The organism is Ruegeria sp. CG4, assembly GCF_056537185.1.
This window is the reverse complement of sequence record NZ_JBQFRB010000002.1, coordinates 419,703-441,489: the sequence shown is the minus strand read 5'-3', so window position 1 is coordinate 441,489 and position 21,787 is coordinate 419,703. Positions and strand designations below refer to the sequence as shown.

The 21,787-nt window shown below is 58.6% G+C and carries 25 protein-coding genes; 15 read left to right on the top strand and 10 right to left on the bottom strand.

What is annotated here, in order from left to right:
* Positions 1-42: 42 nt before the first annotated feature.
* Complete coding sequence (locus ACR0J2_RS08590) at positions 43-738, bottom strand: NAD-dependent deacylase (RefSeq protein WP_480812394.1); 696 nt, start codon at positions 736-738, stop codon at positions 43-45.
* 28 nt (positions 739-766) lie between these two features.
* On the opposite strand from ACR0J2_RS08590, the gene ACR0J2_RS08585 reads away from it, so the two are divergent.
* Complete coding sequence (locus ACR0J2_RS08585) at positions 767-1,210, top strand: low molecular weight protein-tyrosine-phosphatase (protein ID WP_170807965.1); 444 nt, start codon at positions 767-769, stop codon at positions 1,208-1,210.
* On the opposite strand, the gene ACR0J2_RS08580 is transcribed toward ACR0J2_RS08585, so the two are convergent.
* Both ACR0J2_RS08580 and ACR0J2_RS08575 read right to left on the bottom strand, forming a co-directional pair.
* Positions 1,207-2,157, bottom strand: a complete 951-nt coding sequence (locus tag ACR0J2_RS08580) for a LysR family transcriptional regulator (RefSeq protein ID WP_321254378.1) — start codon at positions 2,155-2,157, stop codon at positions 1,207-1,209. The genes ACR0J2_RS08585 and ACR0J2_RS08580 overlap by 4 nt on opposite strands.
* A gap of 65 nt (positions 2,158-2,222) precedes the next feature.
* Positions 2,223-2,534, bottom strand: coding sequence for a hypothetical protein (locus tag ACR0J2_RS08575; RefSeq protein ID WP_170614710.1), 312 nt, complete (start codon positions 2,532-2,534; stop codon positions 2,223-2,225).
* Between the two features lie 518 nt (positions 2,535-3,052).
* Between ACR0J2_RS08575 and lepA the strand changes: the two genes are divergently transcribed.
* The 4 genes from lepA (at position 3,053) to ACR0J2_RS08555 (ending at position 7,633) form a co-directional block, all read left to right on the top strand.
* Positions 3,053-4,852 (top strand): translation elongation factor 4, encoded by a 1,800-nt coding sequence (gene lepA, locus ACR0J2_RS08570; protein WP_170614709.1) that lies wholly within the window; start codon positions 3,053-3,055, stop codon positions 4,850-4,852.
* 299 nt (positions 4,853-5,151) lie between these two features.
* Positions 5,152-6,099 (top strand): hypothetical protein, encoded by a 948-nt coding sequence (locus tag ACR0J2_RS08565; RefSeq protein WP_480812286.1) that lies wholly within the window; start codon positions 5,152-5,154, stop codon positions 6,097-6,099.
* A 427-nt stretch (positions 6,100-6,526) separates the two neighbouring features.
* Complete coding sequence (locus tag ACR0J2_RS08560; protein ID WP_170614706.1) at positions 6,527-7,012, top strand: hypothetical protein; 486 nt, start codon at positions 6,527-6,529, stop codon at positions 7,010-7,012.
* Positions 7,013-7,180: 168 nt separating this feature from the next.
* Entirely contained in the window at positions 7,181-7,633 is a 453-nt protein-coding gene (locus tag ACR0J2_RS08555; RefSeq protein ID WP_480812285.1) for a hypothetical protein, read from the top strand.
* 87 nt (positions 7,634-7,720) lie between these two features.
* Here ACR0J2_RS08555 and ACR0J2_RS08550 read toward each other — a convergent pair whose 3' ends face one another.
* The 3 genes from ACR0J2_RS08550 to ACR0J2_RS08540 form a co-directional block, all read right to left on the bottom strand.
* Entirely contained in the window at positions 7,721-7,906 is a 186-nt protein-coding gene (locus ACR0J2_RS08550; RefSeq protein ID WP_480812284.1) for a hypothetical protein, read from the bottom strand.
* A 671-nt stretch (positions 7,907-8,577) separates the two neighbouring features.
* Entirely contained in the window at positions 8,578-8,787 is a 210-nt protein-coding gene (locus ACR0J2_RS08545) for a hypothetical protein (protein WP_170807946.1), read from the bottom strand.
* A gap of 243 nt (positions 8,788-9,030) precedes the next feature.
* Positions 9,031-9,372 carry an ArsR/SmtB family transcription factor gene (locus ACR0J2_RS08540; RefSeq protein ID WP_480812283.1) on the bottom strand — a complete coding sequence of 114 codons (342 nt, stop codon included), beginning with the start codon at positions 9,370-9,372 and terminating at the stop codon, positions 9,031-9,033.
* Positions 9,373-9,713: 341 nt separating this feature from the next.
* Between ACR0J2_RS08540 and ACR0J2_RS08535 the strand changes: the two genes are divergently transcribed.
* The 6 genes from ACR0J2_RS08535 to ACR0J2_RS08510 all read left to right on the top strand — a co-directional run bounded on the left by ACR0J2_RS08535 (position 9,714) and on the right by ACR0J2_RS08510 (position 13,603).
* Positions 9,714-10,346: an ATP-dependent Clp protease proteolytic subunit gene (locus tag ACR0J2_RS08535; RefSeq protein ID WP_170614701.1), complete on the top strand. Its 633-nt coding sequence runs from the start codon at positions 9,714-9,716 to the stop codon at positions 10,344-10,346.
* A 133-nt stretch (positions 10,347-10,479) separates the two neighbouring features.
* Positions 10,480-11,748 carry an ATP-dependent Clp protease ATP-binding subunit ClpX gene (gene clpX, locus ACR0J2_RS08530; RefSeq protein ID WP_170614700.1) on the top strand — a complete coding sequence of 423 codons (1,269 nt, stop codon included), beginning with the start codon at positions 10,480-10,482 and terminating at the stop codon, positions 11,746-11,748.
* A gap of 211 nt (positions 11,749-11,959) precedes the next feature.
* Positions 11,960-12,319, top strand: a complete 360-nt coding sequence (locus ACR0J2_RS08525) for a RidA family protein (protein ID WP_480812282.1) — start codon at positions 11,960-11,962, stop codon at positions 12,317-12,319.
* A 79-nt stretch (positions 12,320-12,398) separates the two neighbouring features.
* Positions 12,399-12,782, top strand: coding sequence for an NADH:ubiquinone oxidoreductase subunit NDUFA12 (locus tag ACR0J2_RS08520; protein ID WP_170807948.1), 384 nt, complete (start codon positions 12,399-12,401; stop codon positions 12,780-12,782).
* A 12-nt stretch (positions 12,783-12,794) separates the two neighbouring features.
* Complete coding sequence (gene mlaD / locus ACR0J2_RS08515; protein WP_170614697.1) at positions 12,795-13,247, top strand: outer membrane lipid asymmetry maintenance protein MlaD; 453 nt, start codon at positions 12,795-12,797, stop codon at positions 13,245-13,247.
* Positions 13,244-13,603 (top strand): DUF2155 domain-containing protein, encoded by a 360-nt coding sequence (locus ACR0J2_RS08510; protein WP_480812281.1) that lies wholly within the window; start codon positions 13,244-13,246, stop codon positions 13,601-13,603. Before mlaD ends, ACR0J2_RS08510 begins: the two co-directional genes overlap by 4 nt.
* On the opposite strand, the gene aat is transcribed toward ACR0J2_RS08510, so the two are convergent.
* The 4 genes from aat to ACR0J2_RS08490 all read right to left on the bottom strand — a co-directional run bounded on the left by aat (position 13,567) and on the right by ACR0J2_RS08490 (position 16,799).
* Positions 13,567-14,199, bottom strand: coding sequence for a leucyl/phenylalanyl-tRNA--protein transferase (gene aat / locus ACR0J2_RS08505; RefSeq protein ID WP_170614695.1), 633 nt, complete (start codon positions 14,197-14,199; stop codon positions 13,567-13,569). The two genes, ACR0J2_RS08510 and aat, sit on opposite strands and share 37 nt — an antisense overlap.
* A gap of 48 nt (positions 14,200-14,247) precedes the next feature.
* Positions 14,248-15,597 (bottom strand): acetyl-CoA carboxylase biotin carboxylase subunit, encoded by a 1,350-nt coding sequence (gene accC / locus ACR0J2_RS08500; protein WP_170614694.1) that lies wholly within the window; start codon positions 15,595-15,597, stop codon positions 14,248-14,250.
* Between the two features lie 9 nt (positions 15,598-15,606).
* Entirely contained in the window at positions 15,607-16,110 is a 504-nt protein-coding gene (accB, locus tag ACR0J2_RS08495) for an acetyl-CoA carboxylase biotin carboxyl carrier protein (protein WP_170807950.1), read from the bottom strand.
* A gap of 152 nt (positions 16,111-16,262) precedes the next feature.
* A complete protein-coding gene (locus ACR0J2_RS08490; protein ID WP_170614692.1) occupies positions 16,263-16,799 on the bottom strand; it encodes a LuxR C-terminal-related transcriptional regulator in 537 nt (178 codons plus the stop codon).
* 224 nt (positions 16,800-17,023) lie between these two features.
* Between ACR0J2_RS08490 and ACR0J2_RS08485 the strand changes: the two genes are divergently transcribed.
* The 4 genes from ACR0J2_RS08485 (at position 17,024) to ACR0J2_RS08470 (ending at position 21,755) form a co-directional block, all read left to right on the top strand.
* Positions 17,024-18,319, top strand: coding sequence for a helix-turn-helix transcriptional regulator (locus ACR0J2_RS08485; protein WP_170807966.1), 1,296 nt, complete (start codon positions 17,024-17,026; stop codon positions 18,317-18,319).
* Positions 18,320-18,397: 78 nt separating this feature from the next.
* Entirely contained in the window at positions 18,398-18,778 is a 381-nt protein-coding gene (locus tag ACR0J2_RS08480) for a response regulator (RefSeq protein WP_170807952.1), read from the top strand.
* Complete coding sequence (locus ACR0J2_RS08475) at positions 18,775-19,089, top strand: hypothetical protein (RefSeq protein ID WP_480812280.1); 315 nt, start codon at positions 18,775-18,777, stop codon at positions 19,087-19,089. Before ACR0J2_RS08480 ends, ACR0J2_RS08475 begins: the two co-directional genes overlap by 4 nt.
* Positions 19,077-21,755 (top strand): ATP-binding protein, encoded by a 2,679-nt coding sequence (locus ACR0J2_RS08470; protein ID WP_170614689.1) that lies wholly within the window; start codon positions 19,077-19,079, stop codon positions 21,753-21,755. Before ACR0J2_RS08475 ends, ACR0J2_RS08470 begins: the two co-directional genes overlap by 13 nt.
* Positions 21,756-21,787 lie beyond the last annotated feature (32 nt).

The following is a 21,787-nucleotide window of genomic DNA, read 5'->3' as shown; positions in this document are numbered from 1 at the left end:
GTCTTATTCCAATACGCGTGAACCCGATTGTAACGGATGGCATCAGGTCCGATCCAGCAGCCGATCCACCCACCCGGGCACGATCTGTGTGGCCGGGCCAAATACCGTCTCATCAAAATGGGACGCTCCGGAGGACGGTTCAAGGTTCAGCTCGATCGTCTGCGCCCCGGCGGCCTGCGCCTCGTGCACAAAAGCCGCCGCAGGATAGACCTGACCCGATGTGCCGATGGCGGCAAAGATCGCGGCGTCGGCCAGATGATCATAGATGTCGTCCATGAAATAGGGCATCTCGCCAAACCAGACGACATCGGGGCGGGCGGTTGGATGGTCACAGGCGGGACAACGCTCGCCCACCACCATTTCCGTCGGGGCCTGCCAGCGATGATTGCAGGCTGAACACAATGCGCCGGCCAGAGTGCCATGCATATGGATGACCCCTTTGGCACCGCCCGCCTCATGCAAGCCGTCAACATTCTGGGTCACGATGACCACGTCTCCGCGCCAATCCCGCTGCAGCCGCGCCAAGGCGTCATGCGCCGCGTTTGGCTGCACCTGCGCAGCCTGTTTTCTGCGGGCATTGTAGAACCCGTGGACCAGCGCGGGATCGCGGGCAAAACCCTCGGGCGTGGCCACATCTTCGATGCGGTGCTGCGCCCATAATCCGCCTTCATCGCGAAACGTGCTCAACCCGCTTTCGGCTGAAATCCCGGCTCCGGTCAGAATGACGATCTTTCCCATGTCTCCTCCGCGCGCTAAACCTTGGCTCATGACCCACCGTATCCTGTTTGTCTGTCTCGGCAATATCTGCCGCTCACCCGCGGCCGAGGGCGTGTTCCGCGCCCGTGCCCCGCAGCACGAAACCGACAGCGCCGGCACCATGGGCTGGCACACCGGCAATCCGCCCTATGGCCCGATGCAGACCGCCGCCAACGCTCGGGGCATCGACCTGAGCGACCTGCGCGCGCGGCAGTTCCTGGCGGCCGATTTCAACCGGTTCGACCTGATCATCGGGATGGACGCCAGCAACATCGAAGACATCGAGGCCTTGCGCCCACCGGGGAACCAAACCTCTGTCCGCCTGCTGACAGACTTCGCGCCCCAGACCGGGGCCGACCATGTGCCCGATCCGTACTATACCCGTGATTTTGACGGTGCGCTTGACCTGATCGAAACGGCGGTCGAAGGGCTTGACGCCCACCTGAGGGCTTAGCCGATCACCTTCAGCCGGTCGCTGAGCCACGGCACCTGCTCGATCGCGGGGTCAAGGATATGGCTCCGCATCAGCCTTTGAATCATGCCCGCAATCTCGCGCGGAACCTCGTCGGGCCAGTCCGTGCGGGTGAACAGTGAGATGGTGCGCGAAAACTCTCCGAACGGAGCCGGATAGACTTCAAGCCCGTCATGAAACCGCGCCGCCCGCATGTAGCCCAGCGGCGTGGTGATCGCCCAGCCCAAGCCCCGCGCCACCATTGCCATCAGCGCCAGATGCGAGCCGATCTCGAACCGTTCCTCGAACTCGACCTGCTGCCGCGCCAACTGGCTCTCGATCTGGCGGCTGATCAACTGTTCGCGGGCATACCGCAGGAACGGCAAGTCCCGCAGCGCGGCCTCCACACCTCCGGCGCCTTTTGGGGCCACCAGTATGAACGGATCGCGGACCAGGGGGTACTCGACCACCCCCTCCAGCACCTCGCCACTATGGGCCGAGACCGCCAGATGCAGCCGCTGTTCCTCAAGCGCCTGAAACAGGTCAAGGCTGGACAGCGTGATCAACTTGAATTTCGAACGGGTCAGGCTGTCGGCCAGCAACGTTGCCAGGCGTGGGGTCAGTTCGTTGTCGAAATCATCAATCAGACCGATGGACAGCGTGGCCAGATGCCCCAGGTCCATTACGGAAAGCTCGCTCTGCGCCATCTGCAATTCGGCCAGCACGGCCCTGGTCCGGGCCAGAAAGCTGCGCCCGGCCTGCGTCAGCCGCATCGGTCGCCGCCCATGATCCACAAGCTCGGCCCCCAGCGCGTTTTCCAGATTGCGCAACTGCTGGCTGACCGACGGCTGGCTGAGCCCGGTGATCTCGGCCGCCTGCGCCACCGATCCCGTCCGCGCCAACGCCTCGAACACTTCGAGGCCGCGCAAGCTCAGCCCTTTCATAACCATGCAAAATCCTCTCGCTGCGCCTTTTCTGAGGGGCAGCGGGCGTCAGGTCAAGGATTGCGTCCGGCTTAGCTGCAGATCGCCTGCGCCATCTGGCCGAAGTTCTGATACCGATCCCACAGCGCGTCATCGCGCGCAGTTTTCGACATCTTCAACTCCTGCGCCTTGTGTGGGTCGGTAAACCACTTGGCGACGGTCTTCTGGTCGCTGCGCGTCAATGCCTGATTGGCCACATGCTGAATGCAGCTGCACCGATCCCGCGTCGCCGCCGCCCGGTCGGACGCCAGACATGCCTGTTTGATCTTGGCCGCATACGAAGGGGCCGGAGCCACCGCCGTCAGCGACGCCGCACAGAATGCGATTAAGAGGAACTGTTTCATACTCGAGCCTCGTTTTTTGCCTGCCCGGAGGGATCTGACGCCCCTCTCGGTCTGCGGCGGAGTATGAATTAATCGGGGGTTCGGATCAATCATGCGTTGCGAAAAAGTGATTACCGGGGTCAACCCCGCCACACCCGTAGGCCGGGCTTCAGCCCGGCACCGTTCAAGGCAGGAACGCCATCCACTCTTGAACAGCTTCAATGGACGCTTCGATTGTCTGGAATACTCGGCAGTATGCAATGGCCCCGGCGGCCGGAATGTTCCATCGGATAACCCCTTCTTCGGCAGGATCAGCTTTGTGCGCACCAGACCAGCAGGTATACCAATCCAACCTTCAGCATCGTCCCTCAAGTAAGACACGATTGCCGATGCAGGTGACGGCAGTTTCACTGCAACCCACCGCAGAGCACAGTATTGTCGGCATTCATTTGCCAAGCTCCAATTCTTTCTTGGCTCAGGTTCCGATTGCAGTCGTTCTCCACCTTGACCGCCTTAAAAAACCCGCTAATACGCGGAACATGACAGACCTCGCTCATATCCGCAATTTCTCCATCGTCGCGCATATCGACCATGGCAAATCCACCCTTGCCGACCGGCTCATCCAGGAGACCGGAACGGTGCAGGATCGCGACATGAAGGAACAGCTGCTCGACAGCATGGATATCGAGCGCGAGCGGGGCATCACCATCAAGGCCAACACGGTCCGCATCGACTATACCGCCGACAACGGCGAGCAATACGTGTTGAACCTGATCGACACCCCCGGCCACGTCGACTTCGCCTATGAGGTCTCGCGGTCCATGCGCGCGGTCGAAGGGTCGTTGCTGGTCGTGGACTCGACCCAAGGGGTCGAGGCGCAGACGCTTGCGAACGTCTATCAGGCCATCGACGCCGATCATGAGATCGTTCCGGTGCTGAACAAGATCGACCTGCCCGCGTCCGACTGTGACCGCGTGGCCGAGCAGATCGAGGACGTGATCGGCATCGACGCGACCGACGCCATTCAGGTCAGCGCCAAGACCGGGCAGGGCATCCACGAGACGCTGGAAGCCATCGTGCGTCAGCTGCCCGCGCCGAAGGGTACTCTGGACGCACCGCTCAAGGCGATGCTGGTCGACTCGTGGTACGACGCCTATCTGGGTGTGATCGTTCTGGTCCGCATCATGGACGGCACGTTGAAAAAGGGTATGCGGGTCAAGTTCATGTCGAACGGCACCCTGCACCATGTCGACCGCGTCGGCGTGTTCCGGCCCGAAATGCAGATGATCGACAGCCTTGGCCCCGGCGAGATCGGCTTTCTCACCGCCTCCATCAAGCAGGTCCGCGACACCCGCGTCGGTGACACCATCACCAATGACCGCAATGGCACCGAAGTCGCCCTGCCGGGTTTCAAACCCGCGCAGCCGGTGGTCTTCTGCGGTCTCTTTCCCGTGGACTCGGCCGAATTCGAGGACCTGCGCGACGCGATCGACAAACTGGCGCTGAACGATGCCTCTTTCAGCTTTGAAATGGAAACCTCGGCCGCGCTGGGCTTTGGTTTCCGCTGCGGTTTTCTGGGCCTCTTGCACCTCGAGGTCATCCGCGACCGCATCGAACGCGAATATGATATCGACCTCATCACTACGGCACCGTCGGTGATCTACCACGTCTTCATGAAAGACGGTGAGATGATCGAGCTGCACAACCCCGCCGACATGCCCGACCTGTCCAAGGTCGACCACCTGGAAGAACCGCGCATCAAGGCGACCATTCTGGTGCCCGACGAATACCTCGGCGACGTGCTGAAACTCTGTCAGGACCGCCGCGGCATCCAGATGGACCTGACCTATGCGGGCAGCCGCGCCATGGTCGTCTATGACCTGCCGCTGAACGAGGTCGTCTTCGACTTCTACGACCGCCTGAAATCGGTGACCAAGGGCTATGCCAGCTTCGACTACCAGATGACCGGCTACCGCGAGGACGCACTGGTCAAGATGTCGATCCTTGTGAATGACGAACCGGTCGACGCGCTGTCGACCATGGTTCACCGCGACCGGGCCGAGATGCGGGGTCGGGCGATGTGCGAAAAGCTGAAAGATCTGATCCCGCGCCACATGTTCAAAATCCCGATCCAGGCCGCCATCGGAGGCAAGGTCATCGCGCGCGAGACCCTCTCGGCCCTGCGCAAGGACGTGACCGCGAAATGCTATGGCGGCGACGCCACGCGGAAGCGGAAGCTGCTGGACAAGCAGAAGGCAGGTAAAAAGAAGATGCGCCAGTTCGGGAAAGTCGATATCCCGCAGGAGGCGTTTATCTCGGCGTTGAAGATGGATAGCTAAAGGCTAACAAGCCTCGTAATGATAATAGGAACCAAGTTTTCGTTATAGTGGATGGGGGCTCATCCTAGCCAAAGCGGCAGTGCCTGACTAACGGTTGAGCCTCAAAGATTCAATCGCTTGGCTCACATCTGAGAAATCGACCCGTCTCATTCAAAATTGAAGAAATTCCTACTTTGGTCTATGTTCGAAGTCTAGTTTGTTGGGCATTGAAAACCCATGGATCGAAAAGGGAGAGATCGCTGTCGATACAGTGGTTGTTTTGCTAAGTGAGCTACCGGAGATCGCAGAAACACACTGGAATGAAGAGGGCACGCCTTCGACGTGTATCAAGTTCTGGAAATATTGGGTTTAGATTGCTTGAACATAGCGGGCGGCGACTAGCTCCCATTTTATCAACACTTATTGCGATATTTTCTATCTCAGCGGCATATTTTGCTGGATTTCTTTTAAAACTGGATACGATTGCTATTTCGTTAATAGATTCTAAGTTTATTGCCTCTGAATACATAGTGGTCTCCATCATGGCCGGTATTCTTTTGATAGGTATGCGGCTAATAAATTTTTTTGGATCCGCTGCAAGGAAGCTGATTGCAGAAGGAAAGGATGATGAAGCCACCAAAGTGGAAGTCAATGCTACTATATGGGTGACAGTGATTCTGATTGGCACCTTCTTTGTGGTTGGACATTACCTGTTTTTAGACTTTTTTCGAATGGTCGTGCTTATAGCTAAAGGTTTTTTCTTACTAATAATTATCTGTTTTATCTTAATTCGCGTTTCGAGATTGGATGCGGAATTGAAGGAAAGATATGCAGAACTGAAAGATGGATTTTCTGATGCCAGTGGCTGGAGGAGCTATCTCATTCTTGCATTTTCAGCCATTCCACTAGTGTTCTTACCGGTGCTTCTGGTTTTTCAAAGAAAGTACCTGCTTTCACTCCCTTTATCGTTACCTGCGATTGCCGCGTTTGCCGTTTTCTTTTCTGCCCTGACCGGGGCATCTCGATTTGACTACTTGATTGACCGACCATTTGTTTCGATTTTGATTTCAAACTGCCGTGACGCCGAGAGTTGCGTAATTAATGTTAGGTTGCTCGGTTTGGGCGGCATAGGAGCCTTATATGTAGAAAAAGTTTCAGAGAGAGGGGTAAAATTTTTGATACAAGGTGAAGTCTTTAGTCTAGGTTTGATCCCTTTCGAATCTATTCAAAGTATTTCCAAACCAGAACTTATGAAAATTGATCAATAACTTAATCTGGAACCAGATAGAACTATATTCTTAAAGCACTCTTATTTGTCACATCAATGCAACCCACCCGCCCGGCGGCACCGCCGGGCCGCGCCGACCCGTCCCTATGGGGCGGCGCGTTTGCGCCACCCCTCGGGCCGGCGCTGCCCTCAGCTCTGTTGATCAACCGTTGCAAACGCGTTTGCGCCCCGGGGCTCCGCCCGTTCGCGGCTGAATTCGTCCACTGGACGAATTCCGGGACGCCGCTCACCCCCTCGGACCAACCGCTGCCCTCAATTCCACCGACCACCCGCTGCGCCATACGCGCGATTAATACCCAACCATCTGATCAGAATGTGGTATTGTCTCTCCGGGGGACCGCGTTCAGGTGGACGCATTTCTTGTCCGGAAACTTGCAACGCCCAGGCCTCAGAAACGAGAGGGTATAATGCAAAAGTTCTTTCAGACGACCGCAATCTCTGTCCTTGCCATTGGACTGTTCGCCGCCTCGGCATCCGGGGAAACCTATGATTCCGAGGGCAAGGGGATGGGTATGAATACCAACGAAGTCTACGGCATTTCTGACGGCCACGCGGTGGTGAAGACGCAGACCAATTACGACAGTTTCGAGGTCCCGTCCGGCCATCCGCTGGAAGGGGCGACAGGGGCCTGCTTTGGCGCTTTGCTGATCAATGCGGGCGCGGCCTCGGGCACCGGCAACTGCGTGTTCGACACCGCGTCAGGGGACAAGGCGGTGCTGAGCTGGGTCGCCAAGGGCCTCGGCGCGGATGGCGCGCTGACGGGGGACTGGACCGTGTCGGGTGGCACTGGCGGATGGGGCACCGCTTCGGGGAGCGGCACGTTTTCGTCGCTGACCGATCCGGAAACCAAGACGTTCGTGAACACGATAACCGGCAGTATCACGATGAACTGACTTAACAGTCTAAAGCCATGGTATGGGGCGCGCGGGCAGAGGGTCGCGCGCCCGATCCGCGTGGGCGTTGCCTGAGCGTCAGATGAACCGATCATGAAGTTTCCCTTAGGTAAGTTGTAACCGGCTTTCGCCCTCCCAATCTGTTTTGCAGAGAGAAGGAGAGAGCCCATGACCAGATACATGACCGCCGGAGCCGCCGCTCTGGCCACCACACTCGCCCTTGGAACCGCCGCGCTGGCAGATACCACACCGGATCTGCGCGGCACCTGGGCCGGCAGCTACACCACGGTTTCACCCTCGCGCACCGCCACCGGTGACGTGCCGCGCTTTAACAATGCCGAATGGGTGCTGCATATCGAAAAGCAGCAGGACAACGTGTTCTGGGGACCCAGCAAATGGCGGCGTGCGGCCAGCGAGGACTGGACTGTCTATGACGCCACAGGCTCGGTCAGTCTGGACGGGTCGGGCAAGATCGGCATCGTCGAAAGCTCGGCCGATCCGACGATTGGCGTGAATGCCCTGATCGATGCCCGCTATGAGGATGGCAAGATATATGCGGATTTCCGTAGCCTGCGGAACGGAACGACCTACAGCACTGTTCTGGAACGTCAGGTGAACTGAAGTGTTTCCGGCCCGGTCGGGCTGTAGGGGGTACTGGCTGTCGTTGGCAGCGCGTAATAGGTAATCCCGCCCGGGCCGGAACGCTTCTCAAAAACGGAACCAGCGTCTCCACCAGGAGGGGACAGGCCGGGCGGCAAGCTCGCCGCCCGCGACAGGGTCCAGACCGCCCCGCGCAAGAATGCGGCGTTCCTCGGCGCGGGTCATCTGGATTTCGCGAACCTTCAGCGCGGCCCCGCGCGCGGTGACATAGGTGCCGTCCGGCCCCGGTTCCATCCCCGGAATGTTCCGCCCCGGACCACATTCCGCGGATGCCGCTCAGAAGGTGTTTCCACCCGATCTTTTCATTGTCCTGCAGGTGCCAGATTCGGCTGGCCTCGGTGATCGAGATCAACGCAGCCAGCGGTTTGCCGTGGTGGGTTCGGATGATCACCTCGCGGGGATCCTGGGCGCAGGTGACCAGATCACACAGATGGGCGCGGGCGTGGGAAATGGTGCAGCGTATCGGCGAATCTCCTTTGTACGATTCGAAAGATCGGGGGTCCGATGGTTGTGCAAACCCTGCAATTTCGGCCTAGGGCACTGCACGGGGCCTTCGCACCTGCAGAAATCGCCCAAAATCGGGCCGCTGTTTCATGTCCGGACTTATCCACCCTCAACCCCACGCGGCATCGCGGATTTCAGAGTTGTCCACAACTCTTTCCCGGTGGATACCAACAGGTTATCCCCGTCTAATTTTTATGCTGCAGTGCTATTTTCTTGTCGGTTGATGGTGTGAATGTAACAGTCTGATCACCGCAGCGGTTCTTAGGAACCCAAGCGGGACGCAAGGGCCAAGGGGGCCGCGGTGATGAAGGCAGGTCTTAGGATTTAGCTTTGATCACAATGGCTTACCGGTGGCGGATCGGTTGAGTTGGGCTTTATGTCCGGATCAGATGATCAGCCTCTCAGACGGTTCGTGCGTGCTGCGCCGCGACACTGAGCGTGACGTAGCAGCTTTGGTCCTTTCGGGGGCCGGGCAACTGGATCGAGATGTCTTTCGGGACGGATCGGACCGGCAAGGCGTCAGGGGTGTCCGCAAGGATACATGCAAAGACCGCGTCTGCGCACCTGACGCCTTTTCCTTTTTCGAACCCCGGGTTCATACAGGCTGCCACTACTCACCTGCCAACGAGAGCGGGGTTCTTTTGCTTGAGCAAAAGAACCCCGCATTTGTGTCAGGATATGCAATGCCGCGTCTATGCACCTGTGGGCAACACCCTACATGACCTTATTGAAGTGCGCAACTATATATAGGGTACACTGCTGCCGCCGACGCAATATGCGGAGGACCTTCGCGGTTGTTCAGTATGTGACCATTGAGTTATACGGTCTGTCCGTTGTCCGTAGTGGAACAGTTGTCAGGCGTGTTTCCCGGCGCAGAACAGCTCGTAAACCACTTCCAGTATCCGGCGCGGGCGATCATCTGCCAGGCGGTAATAAATGGCTTTGCCTTCCCGGCGGGGCGTCACAAGGCCTTCCAACCGCAAACGGGAAAGTTGTTGCGATACAGCGGCCTGACGGGCAGACAGCAAAGTCTCCAGCTCGGTCACAGATTTCTCTCCGGACACCAGATGGCACAGGATCATGAGGCGACCTTCGTGACTGATAGCTTTTAGAAAGTTGGACGCTTCTGTGGCGCTGGTCACCATACGGTCCAGGTCTTCAGGGTTCATGTCCTGTGCGAGCTGACGCAGTGCCATTGTTCCGATCCTTTTTGGCCCGATAAAAGGGCAGGTGTTAACCAATTACAGACGCTCAATATGGGCTGTGTAGATACAGTTATTGATCATGCATCACAATATGCACGCATCAAAATACCGTGATGAAAGACATACGCCACCGAAGCCTAACCGCATTTCGATGATTTTCCGGACACCGATCCAAACCACGAGCGCCCTCAAATGCCACTCGACAATTCCAAAAGCAAGAATACCTGACCGATGTCAGCCGACCCCTTGCAGCCCCTCTGTGCCGATACTAAGACTCGTGTAACTTTTCTTCGGGTAGTGTCCCGATCCATAGCAAAGCAGGCAGGTTCCGAATGTTCGATCCCGTAGACACATATATGAACACTCTTGTCCCGATGGTCGTCGAACAGACCAGCCGGGGCGAGCGCGCATACGACATCTTCTCGCGCCTCCTGAAAGAGCGGATCATTTTCATCAACGGTCCGATACACGATGGCATGAGCCACCTGATCGTGGCGCAACTGCTGCACCTTGAGGCGGAAAACCCGAACAAGGAAATCTCGATCTACATCAACTCGCCCGGCGGCGTCGTCACCAGCGGTTTGTCGATTTACGACACAATGCAGTACATCAAGCCGAAATGTTCGACATTGGTGATCGGTCAGGCGGCCTCGATGGGTTCGGTTCTGCTGGCCGGCGGCGAGAAAGGCATGCGCTTTTCGCTGCCCAACAGCCGGATCATGGTGCACCAGCCCAGCGGTGGCTATCAGGGTCAGGCCAGCGATATCATGATCCATGCGGCCGAGACGCAAAAGCTCAAGGATCGCCTGTATGATATCTACGTGCGTCATACCGGACAGACCAAAAAGGCGGTTGAAAAAGCGCTGGATCGTGACAATTTCATGAGCCCGGAAGAAGCCAAGGACTGGGGCCATATCGACGAGATCGTCGAAAACCGCGCCAAGATGGGCGGAGAAGAGGCCTGAGTTCAAAACCTCGCGCGCACTGCGCGAGGTGCGATTTTGAGATTGTAGCGGCCCCGGCGCTGGCCTAAGCTGCGTCAAAAGGCGGCAAGCGCGGCTCGATGGGGTCGCTGGGATGGAGCCCGAAAGGTAGAACATGGCGACGAATTCAGGCGGTGACGGCAAGAACACGCTCTACTGCAGTTTCTGCGGCAAGAGCCAGCATGAGGTGCGCAAACTGATTGCCGGCCCGACCGTGTTCATTTGCGACGAATGCGTCGAGCTGTGCATGGATATCATTCGCGAGGAAACCAAGGCCAGCGGCTTGAAATCTTCGGATGGTGTGCCGACGCCCAAGGATATCTGTGAGGTGCTGGACGATTATGTCATCGGTCAGGCCACTGCCAAACGGGTTCTGTCGGTTGCCGTGCACAACCACTACAAGCGCCTGAATCATGCCCAGAAGGCGGGCAATGATATTGAACTGGCGAAATCGAACATCCTGCTGATCGGCCCCACCGGTTGCGGCAAAACCCTGCTGGCGCAAACGCTGGCACGGATTCTGGATGTGCCATTTACCATGGCGGATGCGACTACGCTGACCGAGGCCGGATATGTGGGTGAGGATGTCGAAAACATCATCCTCAAGCTGCTTCAGGCCAGCGAATACAACGTCGAGCGTGCGCAACGCGGCATTGTCTATATCGACGAAGTCGACAAGATCACGCGCAAGTCAGAAAACCCATCGATCACCCGCGATGTCTCGGGCGAGGGCGTCCAGCAAGCGCTGCTGAAACTGATGGAAGGCACCGTGGCCAGTGTTCCGCCGCAAGGTGGCCGCAAGCATCCGCAGCAGGAGTTCCTGCAAGTGGATACCACGAATATCCTGTTCATCTGCGGTGGTGCGTTTGCCGGCCTCGACAAGATCATCGCGCAGCGCGGCAAGGGTTCGGCCATGGGTTTCGGCGCAGACGTCCGCGAGAATGACGAGCGCGGTGTCGGCGAGATTTTCAAGGATCTTGAGCCGGAAGACCTGCTGAAATTCGGCCTGATCCCGGAATTTGTCGGCCGTCTTCCGGTTCTGGCCACGCTGGAAGATCTGGATGAGGACGCTTTGGTCACCATCCTGACCAAGCCCAAGAACGCCTTGGTCAAGCAGTATCAGCGTCTGTTCGAGCTGGAAGATGCCGAGTTGGCCTTTACCGATGACGCATTGCAGGCAATCGCCAAGAAGGCCATCGAACGCAAGACCGGCGCGCGTGGTTTGCGCTCGATCCTCGAAGACATCCTGCTGGATACCATGTTCGACCTGCCGGGGATGAAAAACGTGACCGAAGTGGTGGTCAACGAAGAGGCCGTGATGTCAGACGCTCAGCCTCTGTTCATCTATGCCGATGCCGGACAGGAATCCGCCTCTGCGGGTTGATCGGACGCGGTTCTGAAAAGTCGGTTGGTTTCGCCCTTTCGAGGGGGGCGCTGCCCCCATCGCGGCAGGCCGCGATTCCCCCGGGATATTTTTAGCCAGATGAATAAAGGATCCCTTGTTCATCTGGCCGCAAGTATCCCGGAGCGCGAGGCAGAGCCTCGCGAAAGCACCGCGGTGCAAACCCCGGATGAACCTTCTTAAGGAGAGCAGTGTGATCAAGCGTATTTCCTCGGGCGGCGAGTTTGAGGCCAAGGTCGGATATTGCCGCGCGGTTGTGGCCGGTGGGTTTGTTCATGTCGCGGGCACGGTCGGGCAGGGCGATACGGTGGCCGAACAATGCCGGTCTGCGTTGGGCATCATCGAAAAGGCACTGGCCGAGGCCGGAGCGGGTTTCGCCGACGTGGTTCGGGTTACGTATATGCTGCCGGACCGGATGGAATTTGCGCCGTGCTGGCCAATCCTGGCCGAAATATTCGGAGAGCACCCTCCGGCAGCGACGATGATCGAGTGTGGCCTGATCGACCCAAAATACAGGATCGAAATAGAAGTAACCGCGGTTTTGCCGGAATGACGCAGTTGCGTTGCGTGGTACTGGACCTTGCCCGGCCTTTGGTCCATACCTTCCTTGACTTAAATGCCGGAGGCAACCGATGGGAATCCTGAACACTCTATTGCGGGCGGTGACCTGGTGGAATGGGGCGACCCTGAACACACGGATTTTCACCTCGCGCAATGGCATCAAGGTTGGCGAAGACAACGAAGGCAATGTTTTTTACCGCAATGCCGATGACAGCAAGCGCTGGGTCATCTTCAATGGCGAGGTCGAGGCCAGCCGGATCGATCCGGATTGGCACGGTTGGCTGCACCGTACCTGGGATGAGCCGCCCACCGACAAGCCGCTTGCGCACAAGTCCTGGGAAAAACCGCATCAGGAAAACCTGACGGGAACAGCTTTGGCATACATGCCTGCCGGATCGTTGCGCCGGGCCGAACCGGTCGAGCGATCCGACTATGAGGCCTGGAGCCCGGAATAGGCGAGGCGAGCGATGTCTACCCATAACATGACCGAAGTCTTGGTCGGCGGTGTTGTACTGGCATGCGCCGTCGCATTTGGCGTTTATGCCAGCCAATCCACCGGCCTGTCGCAAAACCGCACAGGCTATGAACTGGGCGCGTCCTTCCGATCCCTGGAAGGTGTGGGGGTCGGAACAGACGTGCGCTTAGCGGGGGTGAAGATCGGGACTGTAACGGGTGTTGAACTGAACGCCGACACCTATCGTGCCGATACAACCTTCACGATTGCGGATGGTGTCCTGGTGCCGGATGACAGTGCCATCGTGATCTCTTCCGAGGGGTTGCTCGGCGGGAACTTTGTTGAAGTCATGCCCGGCGGTTCGCCCTTCTTTTTTGAACCGGGAGACGTGGTCGAGGATACGCAGGGTGCCGTCAGCCTGATCTCACTGCTGGTCAAGTTTGTGGCAGGAGACGGCAGCGAATGATGCGCGCAGCGCTTTTGGCGCTTGTCCTGTCCGCAACCGGCGCAATGGCCCAGCAAAAAGTGGCGTCGGGGCCGGGTGCCATGCTGCGTGGTCTGGACAAGGTCAGTGGCCAGACCGTTGATGTCGAGTTGCGAAGCGGCGAGACACAGACCATCTTTGGGCTGGATGTCGCTTTGGGCGATTGCAGGTATCCGATTGAAAATCCCACCGGCGATGCGTTTGCCTTCCTGACAATCTGGGAACAGGGCAAGACCGAGCAATTGTTTGACGGCTGGATGATTGCAACCTCGCCCGCGCTGAATGCGCTGGACCATTCCCGTTATGACGTTTGGGTAATCCGCTGTATGACCCCCTGAGGGGTTTGAGAGATTTCGGCGGAAAAATGAGCGCTGGCATTGACCGCCCTTTCCAGAGCCTGCTGGTAGCGCGCGCGCGGGATTTCAATTGCGCCAAGCGAGGCTAGGTGCGCTGTCAGAAACTGCGTATCGAACAATTGAAATCCGGTCTGACTTAATCGGTCCACCAAATAGGCCAGGGCGATCTTCGACGCATCGGTATGGTACGAAAACATGCTTTCGCCAAAAAACGCGGCACCGAGGGCCACGCCATAGACGCCTCCGACCAATCTGTCTTGGGCGTATACTTCCAGCGAATGGGCATGGCCCGAGCGATGAAGCTGCAGATATAGATCACGCAGTTCGGCGTTTATCCAGGTGTCCGCGCGGTCTGCGCAGCCATCGACAACGCCGGCGAAGTCACGATCGATTGAAACCGAATAATCCGCGTTTCGTATGCGACGGGCCAGGCTTCGGGAAATGTGAAACCCATCCAGCGGAAAAACTCCGCGCAGTTTGGGATCAACCCAGAACAGTTCAGCCGCGTCCCGGTGCTCGGCCATCGGAAAGATACCGATGGAATACCCGTGCAGCAGAAGTTCAGGAGACAGGCTCATGATTTTTGGCCGGGCATTGGGTGGGTGTGACCACCCAATGCCGCTGTCTTACTGGGCCATGTTTTGCGCAAGCCAACGCTCCAGCCAGTGAATGTTGTAGTCACCGCTGTGAATGTCGGATTCCTGCAAAAGCGCGTGGAACAGGGGAACCGTGGTGTCGATACCGTCGACGATCAATTCACCCAGCGCTCGTTCCAGCCGCGCCAGCGCTTCGGCCCGGTCACGGCCTTGCACGATCAGCTTGGCAATCAGAGAGTCGTAATAGGGCGGGATCGAATACCCGTCGTAAAGCGCCGAATCCATCCGGACGCCCAGTCCGCCCGGCGCGTGGTACGCTGTGATCTTGCCCGGGCAGGGCGAGAAGTTGGGCAGTTTTTCAGCGTTGATCCGAACTTCGATGGCGTGACCGTTGATCTCCAGATCGTCCTGGCCGAAGGACATCGGCTCACCTGCGGCGACGCGGATTTGCTCGCGCACCAGATCGACGCCAAAGATACCTTCGGTGACGGGATGTTCTACCTGCAGGCGGGTGTTCATCTCGATGAAATAGAACTCGCCTTTCTCATAGAGAAACTCGATGGTCCCGGCGCCGATGTAGTTAATCTTGGCCACCGCATCTGCGCAGACCTTGCCGATCTTGGCGCGTTCTTCCGGGGTGATGCAGGGGCCGGGGGCCTCTTCAAACACCTTCTGGTGGCGACGCTGCAGCGAACAATCGCGCTCGCCCAGATGTACGGCCTTGCCTTTGCCATCGCCGAACACCTGAATCTCGATGTGGCGCGGCGTGGTCAGGTATTTCTCGATATAGACCTCGTCGTTGCCAAAGGCGGCCTTGCCCTCGGCGCGCGCGGTCATGAATGCGCTTTCCATCTCGTCGGCATTCATCGCGACTTTCATGCCGCGCCCGCCGCCACCGGCGGTGGCCTTGATGATGACGGGATAGCCGAATTCCTCGCCTATCTGCTTGGCTGTGGCCAGATCAGGCACTCCGCCATCCGATCCCGGAACGCAGGGCACGCCCAGGGCTTTCATCGTATCCTTGGCGGTGATCTTGTCGCCCATGATGCGGATATGTTCCGCAGTGGGGCCGATGAAGGTAATGCCGTGGTCCTCGACGATCTGCACGAACTCGGCATTCTCGGACAGGAAGCCATAGCCGGGGTGAATGGCCTGCGCGCCGGTGATTTCACAGGCCGATATGATCGCAGGCATCGACAGGTAGCTTTGCGGGCTGGGCGGAGGGCCGATACACACCGATTCGTCCGCCATACGCACATGCATGGCGTCGCTGTCAGCGGTAGAATGCACGGCGACCGTCTTAATCCCCATCTCGCGCGCGGCACGGATCACGCGCAGGGCGATCTCGCCTCGGTTGGCAATCAGGATCTTGTCGAACATGGGCCCGCCTTACTCGATGATGACCAGAGGGGTGCCGAATTCCACAGCGTCGCCATCGCCGACCAGAATACGTTTGACTGTACCCGACTTGGGGGCGTGGATGTGGTTCATGGTCTTCATCGCCTCGACAATCAGCAACGTGTCCCCTTCGGACACGGATGCCCCGACAGAGATGAAAGAGGGTGCACCGGGTTCGGCCTGCATGTAGACAGTGCCAACCATGGGCGACGTCACGGCGCCGGGGTGGCTGGCGGGATCTTCGGCAGCGGCGGGCGCTTCCGCAGGGGCCGGAGCCGCAGCAGCAACGGGGGCGGCTGCGACCGGTGCAGCGGTCGGAACGGTCATCTGAACCGGGGCAGGCACGGCCTGCGACATGCGGCTGACGCGTACGTTCAGGCTGTCTTCCTCGCCATACTCGCGCTTGACCTGCAATTCGGTCAGGTCATTTTCGCGCAATAGTTCGGCCAATGCCTTGATGAACGCCACATCCGCTTCGTGCTTGGTATCTGTCATGAGTGTCCTCGACGGTTCCCCTTTGGCCCGTCTGTTTCGTGCGGGCTTTGGTCTGATTAGGCAGCGTTATAAGCCATGCGATCGGTCATGAAAAGTGCCGTCTCGCCCTTCTAAATTGGGGTTTTATTCGGAAACGTGAGGGGGTGAGGCGCTCATAATGGCATCCCCGACAATTTGGCGACAAGCTCGGGCAGTTTCCGGGCGCCGAACTTTTCCAGAAGCCGCGCGCGGTAGGCCTCGATGGTGCGATAGCTCAGGCCCAGTTCTCCGCCGATCTCCTTGGCGGATAGCCCCCGGCACGACAGGATGGCCACTTCGCGTTCCCGCGCGGTCAACTCGACCAGTGGCCGTTCTTCGGAGATATCGGAAAAGCTCCAGATTCCATGTCGAAACGGGTCATCAGGCGTCAGCGAGCGCCCGCGCGCCCGGCACCAGAACAGATCGCCATTGCGCCGACGCATGACGCGTTCATCCGTGTAGTAGCCCGTATCGCGCATCACCTGCAGACTGCGCGCGCCAATGCGCTCCCAGTCGGCCACAGACGGGTAGAGATGCAGCAGAGGCATGTTGCGATATTCCGCTTCTTCGCCGCCAAAGGTGCGCGCGAATTGCAGATTGCATCGCCGGATGATCCGGTTTTCCAACTCGACAAGGCCGATCGGCGCGTATTCGAATGCAGGGTCGCTCATTTCTGTATCGTGCCGGGATTTGTGGTGAAAATGAAGTGGTATGAAGAAATAGATCGAACGGGGATGTCTGTTGGTGAATATTAAACGAAACGCATGGTGCGGTATAGCTTGTTAATTGTGTAAAGACCGGTTGAAAATACTGCCCTAAACTTCTTTTATTAATAATTTTATCTGAAAACAAATCTGGGATATACAGTAGCGGCAACCGAAGGGAGGGCGCTGCAATTCGGGGTGTATTGACAGGAAGCCGTATCAGGGAACGTCGGCAGATAGCTGGTATGCGCCAGTCCGAACTTGCCCGGCAGGTCGGCATTTCGGCCTCTTACCTGAATCTGATCGAACACAATCGACGCCGGATCGGCGGTAAGCTGTTGGTCGATATAGCGTCAGTTCTGATGGTGGAACCTTCGGTACTGACGCAAGGTATCGAGGCCACGCTGATTTCGGCCCTGCGTGAGGCTGCGGCGGAATCGGTCGGCCATTCCGCCGAAATTGACGGGCTGGAAGAATTTGCCGGACGCTTTCCTGGGTGGGCGAAGGTGCTGGCACAGATGCATCGGCGGGTCGTGTCGCTTGAACGCACAGTCGAAACACTGTCCGATCGCCTGACGCATGACCCGCACCTGGCCGCATCCATGCACGAGGTTCTGTCAACGGCAGCAGCGATTCGATCCACGGCAGCCATTCTGGTCGACACCCGGGATATCGAGGCCGAGTGGCAGGACCGATTTCATCGAAACCTGCATCAGGATGCAGAGCGTCTGGCCGACAGTTCAAAGGCGTTGGTGGCCTATCTGGATGACAACGACTCGGCAAACGATCGCCGGGGTGTCCCACTGGAAGAAGCCGAGGCGTTCTTTTCGGATCATGCGCACCATTTCCCAATGATCGAAGAGAACGGAGCAACCGGCGAAATAGACCTCAACGCGCTTGATTCTGGTGCCGCCAGGGCCGTCACGCGCGATCTTCTGAGGCTCTACGCACAGGACGCACAGGCCCTGCCGCTTGAGCCACTGAAGGCAGCCCTGGCTGATACAGGAACAGATCCGCTGAAACTTGCGGCCCGGTTTTCGGTCGACCACGCCACGGTATTGCGCAGGCTGGCCTTTTTGCCCAAGGACACGCTGACACGCCCGACAGGCCTCGTGATCTGCGACGCCTCGGGAAGCATCCTTTTCTTCAAGCCGGTACAAGGGTTTGCCTTGCCGCGATACGGCGAAGCCTGCCCGCTGTGGCCGTTGTATCAGGCGTTGAACCGGCCATTGGTGCCGATCCGCAGGCGTGTTCTGCAACTTGGCAGAACAGCGGCAGAATTCGAGTGTCATGCGGTGGCCTGGCCGCATAGCATATCGGGTCACGAGGACGGGCCGGATTACCGGTCTGTCATGCTGGTGCAACCGGTCGAGTTTGCCGGAGACACAAGTAATGCAAGTGTCCGCGCCGGTCCCGGCTGCCGTGTGTGCCCAAACCCAGAATGCGGATCGCGCCGCGAACCGTCGATTCTGAGTGAAGGTTTTTGACAGTTTCGTAACATAGCGCTTAATCTGAATGTGACAGGTCGCCAGGCGCGTGGCCGGTCTCGGGGAGGAATTGCAAATATGAGCCGTAAGGTTCTGTTGATTGAGGATGAGCCGAACATTGCTGAGGCCATTCGGTTTTTGCTGACGCGTGAAGGCTGGCAGGTCGAAACCCATGCCGAGGGTACGGATGCGGTTGAAGTGATTCAGGAGGCAAACCCTGATCTGGTGATACTGGACGTGATGTTGCCGGGGAAAAACGGCATGGACATCCTGCGGGATTTACGCGAGCTGGACGAGATGAAAGCTCTGCCGGTCCTGATGCTGACTGCGCGGGGCCAGTCCCGTGACCGCGAGATGGCTGAAAATGCCGGGGTCAGCCGGTTCATGACCAAGCCGTTTTCCAATGCCGAAGTTCTGACAGCGGTGCGGGACCTGCACGCACAGGCCACCCGGACATGAGCCAGAGCGAAGACCATCAGCCGCCAGCGGGGCGGTCTTCGCTGTTTCTTGAACGTCAAGGGTATCGCCGGCGCAGGTTGATGGACGCGGCCCGGTTGCTGCCTGTACTCGGCGGCGCCCTTGTTGCAATCCCGCTGTTATGGCCCTCGGTGGATAACGCCGGGGCCGGCGTGCCATTGTCCTCGGCCATCTATTACATCTTTGCCTGCTGGGGGCTGCTTATTCTGGCCAGTGTGGGATTTGGATATGCGGCCAGGCGTTTGTCCCGGCGCGACGAAACCGAAGCGGATACGGATCAATGGCAACGCTGAACGTCCTGATCCTGGTCTGCCTGGGCTATGTGGTGTTGCTGTTTGGCGTTGCGTTCGCCGCCGACAGAATGGCGGCAGCGGGCAAGGGTAAATGGCTGCGTTCACCGCTGATATATACGCTTTCCCTGTCGATCTACTGCACCGCCTGGACCTTCTACGGTGCGGTCGGAAACGCAGCCCGTTCGGGGCTGGAATTCGTGACCATTTATCTGGGGCCGACTTTGGTGATGATCGGTTGGTGGTGGGGCCTGCGCAAATTGGTCCGGGTCGGACGCAGTCAGCGTGTGACTTCGATCGCGGACCTGATCTCCTCCCGCTACGGCAAGTCCAACACGCTGGCCATCTGTGTGACTATTCTGGCGGTACTGGGCGGCACGCCTTACATCGCGCTGCAACTACAGTCGATAACCCTGTCCTTTTCCATTTTTGCCGAGGCGGACCCCTCGGGCCTCTATCGCGAAGGTTCCAGTGTATTCTGGGTCGCGGCAGGTCTTGCCGTTTTTGCCATCCTGTTCGGCACACGCAACCTGGACGCGAACGAGCGACACCACGGTGTGGTGACGGCCATCGCGTTGGAATCCGTGGTGAAACTGTTCGCCCTGCTTGCCGTCGGTGCGTTTGTGGTCTGGGGCGTTGCGGGTGGGATCTCCCCGATGATGGAGCGTATCGACGCGTCGGATATCGGTCGATGGAACGTGGATGCGGGCCGATGGACCACTTTTGTTTTCCTGTCCGCCGCTGCCTTTGTCTGTCTGCCGCGCATGTTCCAGGTCATGGTGGTGGAAAACGATGACGAAAGTCATCTGCGAACCGCTGCATGGGCATTTCCGCTGTATCTGCTGTTGATGAGTCTGTTTGTCGTTCCGATTGCCGTTGTGGGGCTGGATCTGTTGCCCGAAGGCTCGAACCCGGACCTGTTCGTTCTGACCGTGCCGCTGTCGCAGGGCAATGACTGGCTGGCGATGCTGTCCTTTATCGGCGGGTTCTCCTCGGCCACGTCTATGGTGATCGTGACTGCGATGGCGCTGTCGACCATGGTATCGAACCATATCGTCATGCCAATCTGGCTGAGCACGCAGGAAGGTTCCGGTTCGGTTTCGGGTGACGTGCGCAACGTGGTGTTGATGTCCCGCCGGGTGTCCATCGCAGCCCTGATGGCGCTGGGCTACTTTTACTACCGGCTGTCGGGGGGCGGGGCGGCTTTGGCCTCGATCGGTCTGATTGCTTTTGCGGGTGTATCCCAGATTCTGCCGGCAATGGTCGGCGGCCTGTTCTGGCGCGGTGCCACTCGAACCGGAGCACTTGCCGGGCTCAGCGTTGGGTTCGTCCTCTGGATCTATACCCTGCTTCTGCCGGGAATGGGCGGCGCCATAATGCCTGACAGCGTTGTGCAGAACGGGCTGTTCGGTTGGGGCTGGCTGCGGCCACAGGCGCTGTTCGGGATCGAGGGGATCGACCCGATGGTGCATTCCGTCCTGTGGTCCATGTCGCTGAACACCGTTGCCTTCTGTATCGCCTCGCTGCTGAGCTTTCCCAGCCCGCTTGAACGCCTGCAGGGTGCGCAGTTCGTCAATGTCTTTGATCACTCTGTCGCGCCGGGTGGCTGGACCGGTTCGGTCGCTCAAAGCGAAGATCTGATGATCATGACCCAGCGGATTCTGGGTGCGGGTCCCGCGCAGGAGTTCTTTCAGTCCGAGGCCAGACAACAGGGCGGGCGCGCCGATCTGCCTGAACCGACGCCGGGGTTTCTGGAACGGCTGGAACGCGAGTTGAGCGGTTCGGTTGGTGCCGCTACAGCCCATGCCATGATCGGACAGATCGTTGGCGGTGCATCGGTTTCCGTCGAAGATCTGCTGGCGGTCGCGGACGAATCCGCGGAACTGCTGGAATATTCTAGCAAGCTTGAGGAGAAGTCCGCAGAACTCAGCCGCACGGCGCGGAAACTGCGCGAAGCCAACACGAAGCTGACGCAGATTTCCGAGCAAAAGGACACGTTCCTCAGTCAGGTCAGCCACGAATTGCGTACGCCAATGACCTCGATCCGGGCTTTTTCCGAGATCATGCGTGACACGGACGGGCTGAAGCGCGAGGAACAGACCCGATATGCCGCGATCATTCATGACGAGGCGTTGCGTTTGACGCGTTTGCTGGACGATCTGCTGGATCTGAGTGTTCTTGAAAGTGGCAAGGTCAGTCTGAATATGGGGGACGACACGCTGCGCTCGGTCCTGGATCGAGCGGTCGCCAGCGCGCTTGCGGGAACCGAAAAGACTCTGAGTGTGCGGCGGGTGCGTGGTGCTGAACGGATTCCGCTGCACACGGATCTGGACCGCCTCGCCCAGGTGTTCATCAACCTGATTTCGAACGCTCAGAAATACTGCGACGCGACCGATCCGGAACTGACGATTTCGGCTCATGACATTGGCGGTCAGGTGGTGATTGACTTCGTGGACAATGGCACTGGCATCCCCCCCGAAGCGCGTTCGGTTGTGTTCGAGAAATTTGCCCGCGTAGGGGTCGAAAAGGCCCAGGGGGCGGGGTTGGGTCTGGCGATCTGCCGCGAGATCGTGCAGCGGCTGGGCGGCGAGATCAACTATCTCGCGGGGCAGGGCGGGGCGGCGTTCCGGGTCAGCCTGCCGCTGGCCTACCGGCAGGCTGCGCAATAACGGCCGTCTAAAGACATTCGTAACTTTGGCTG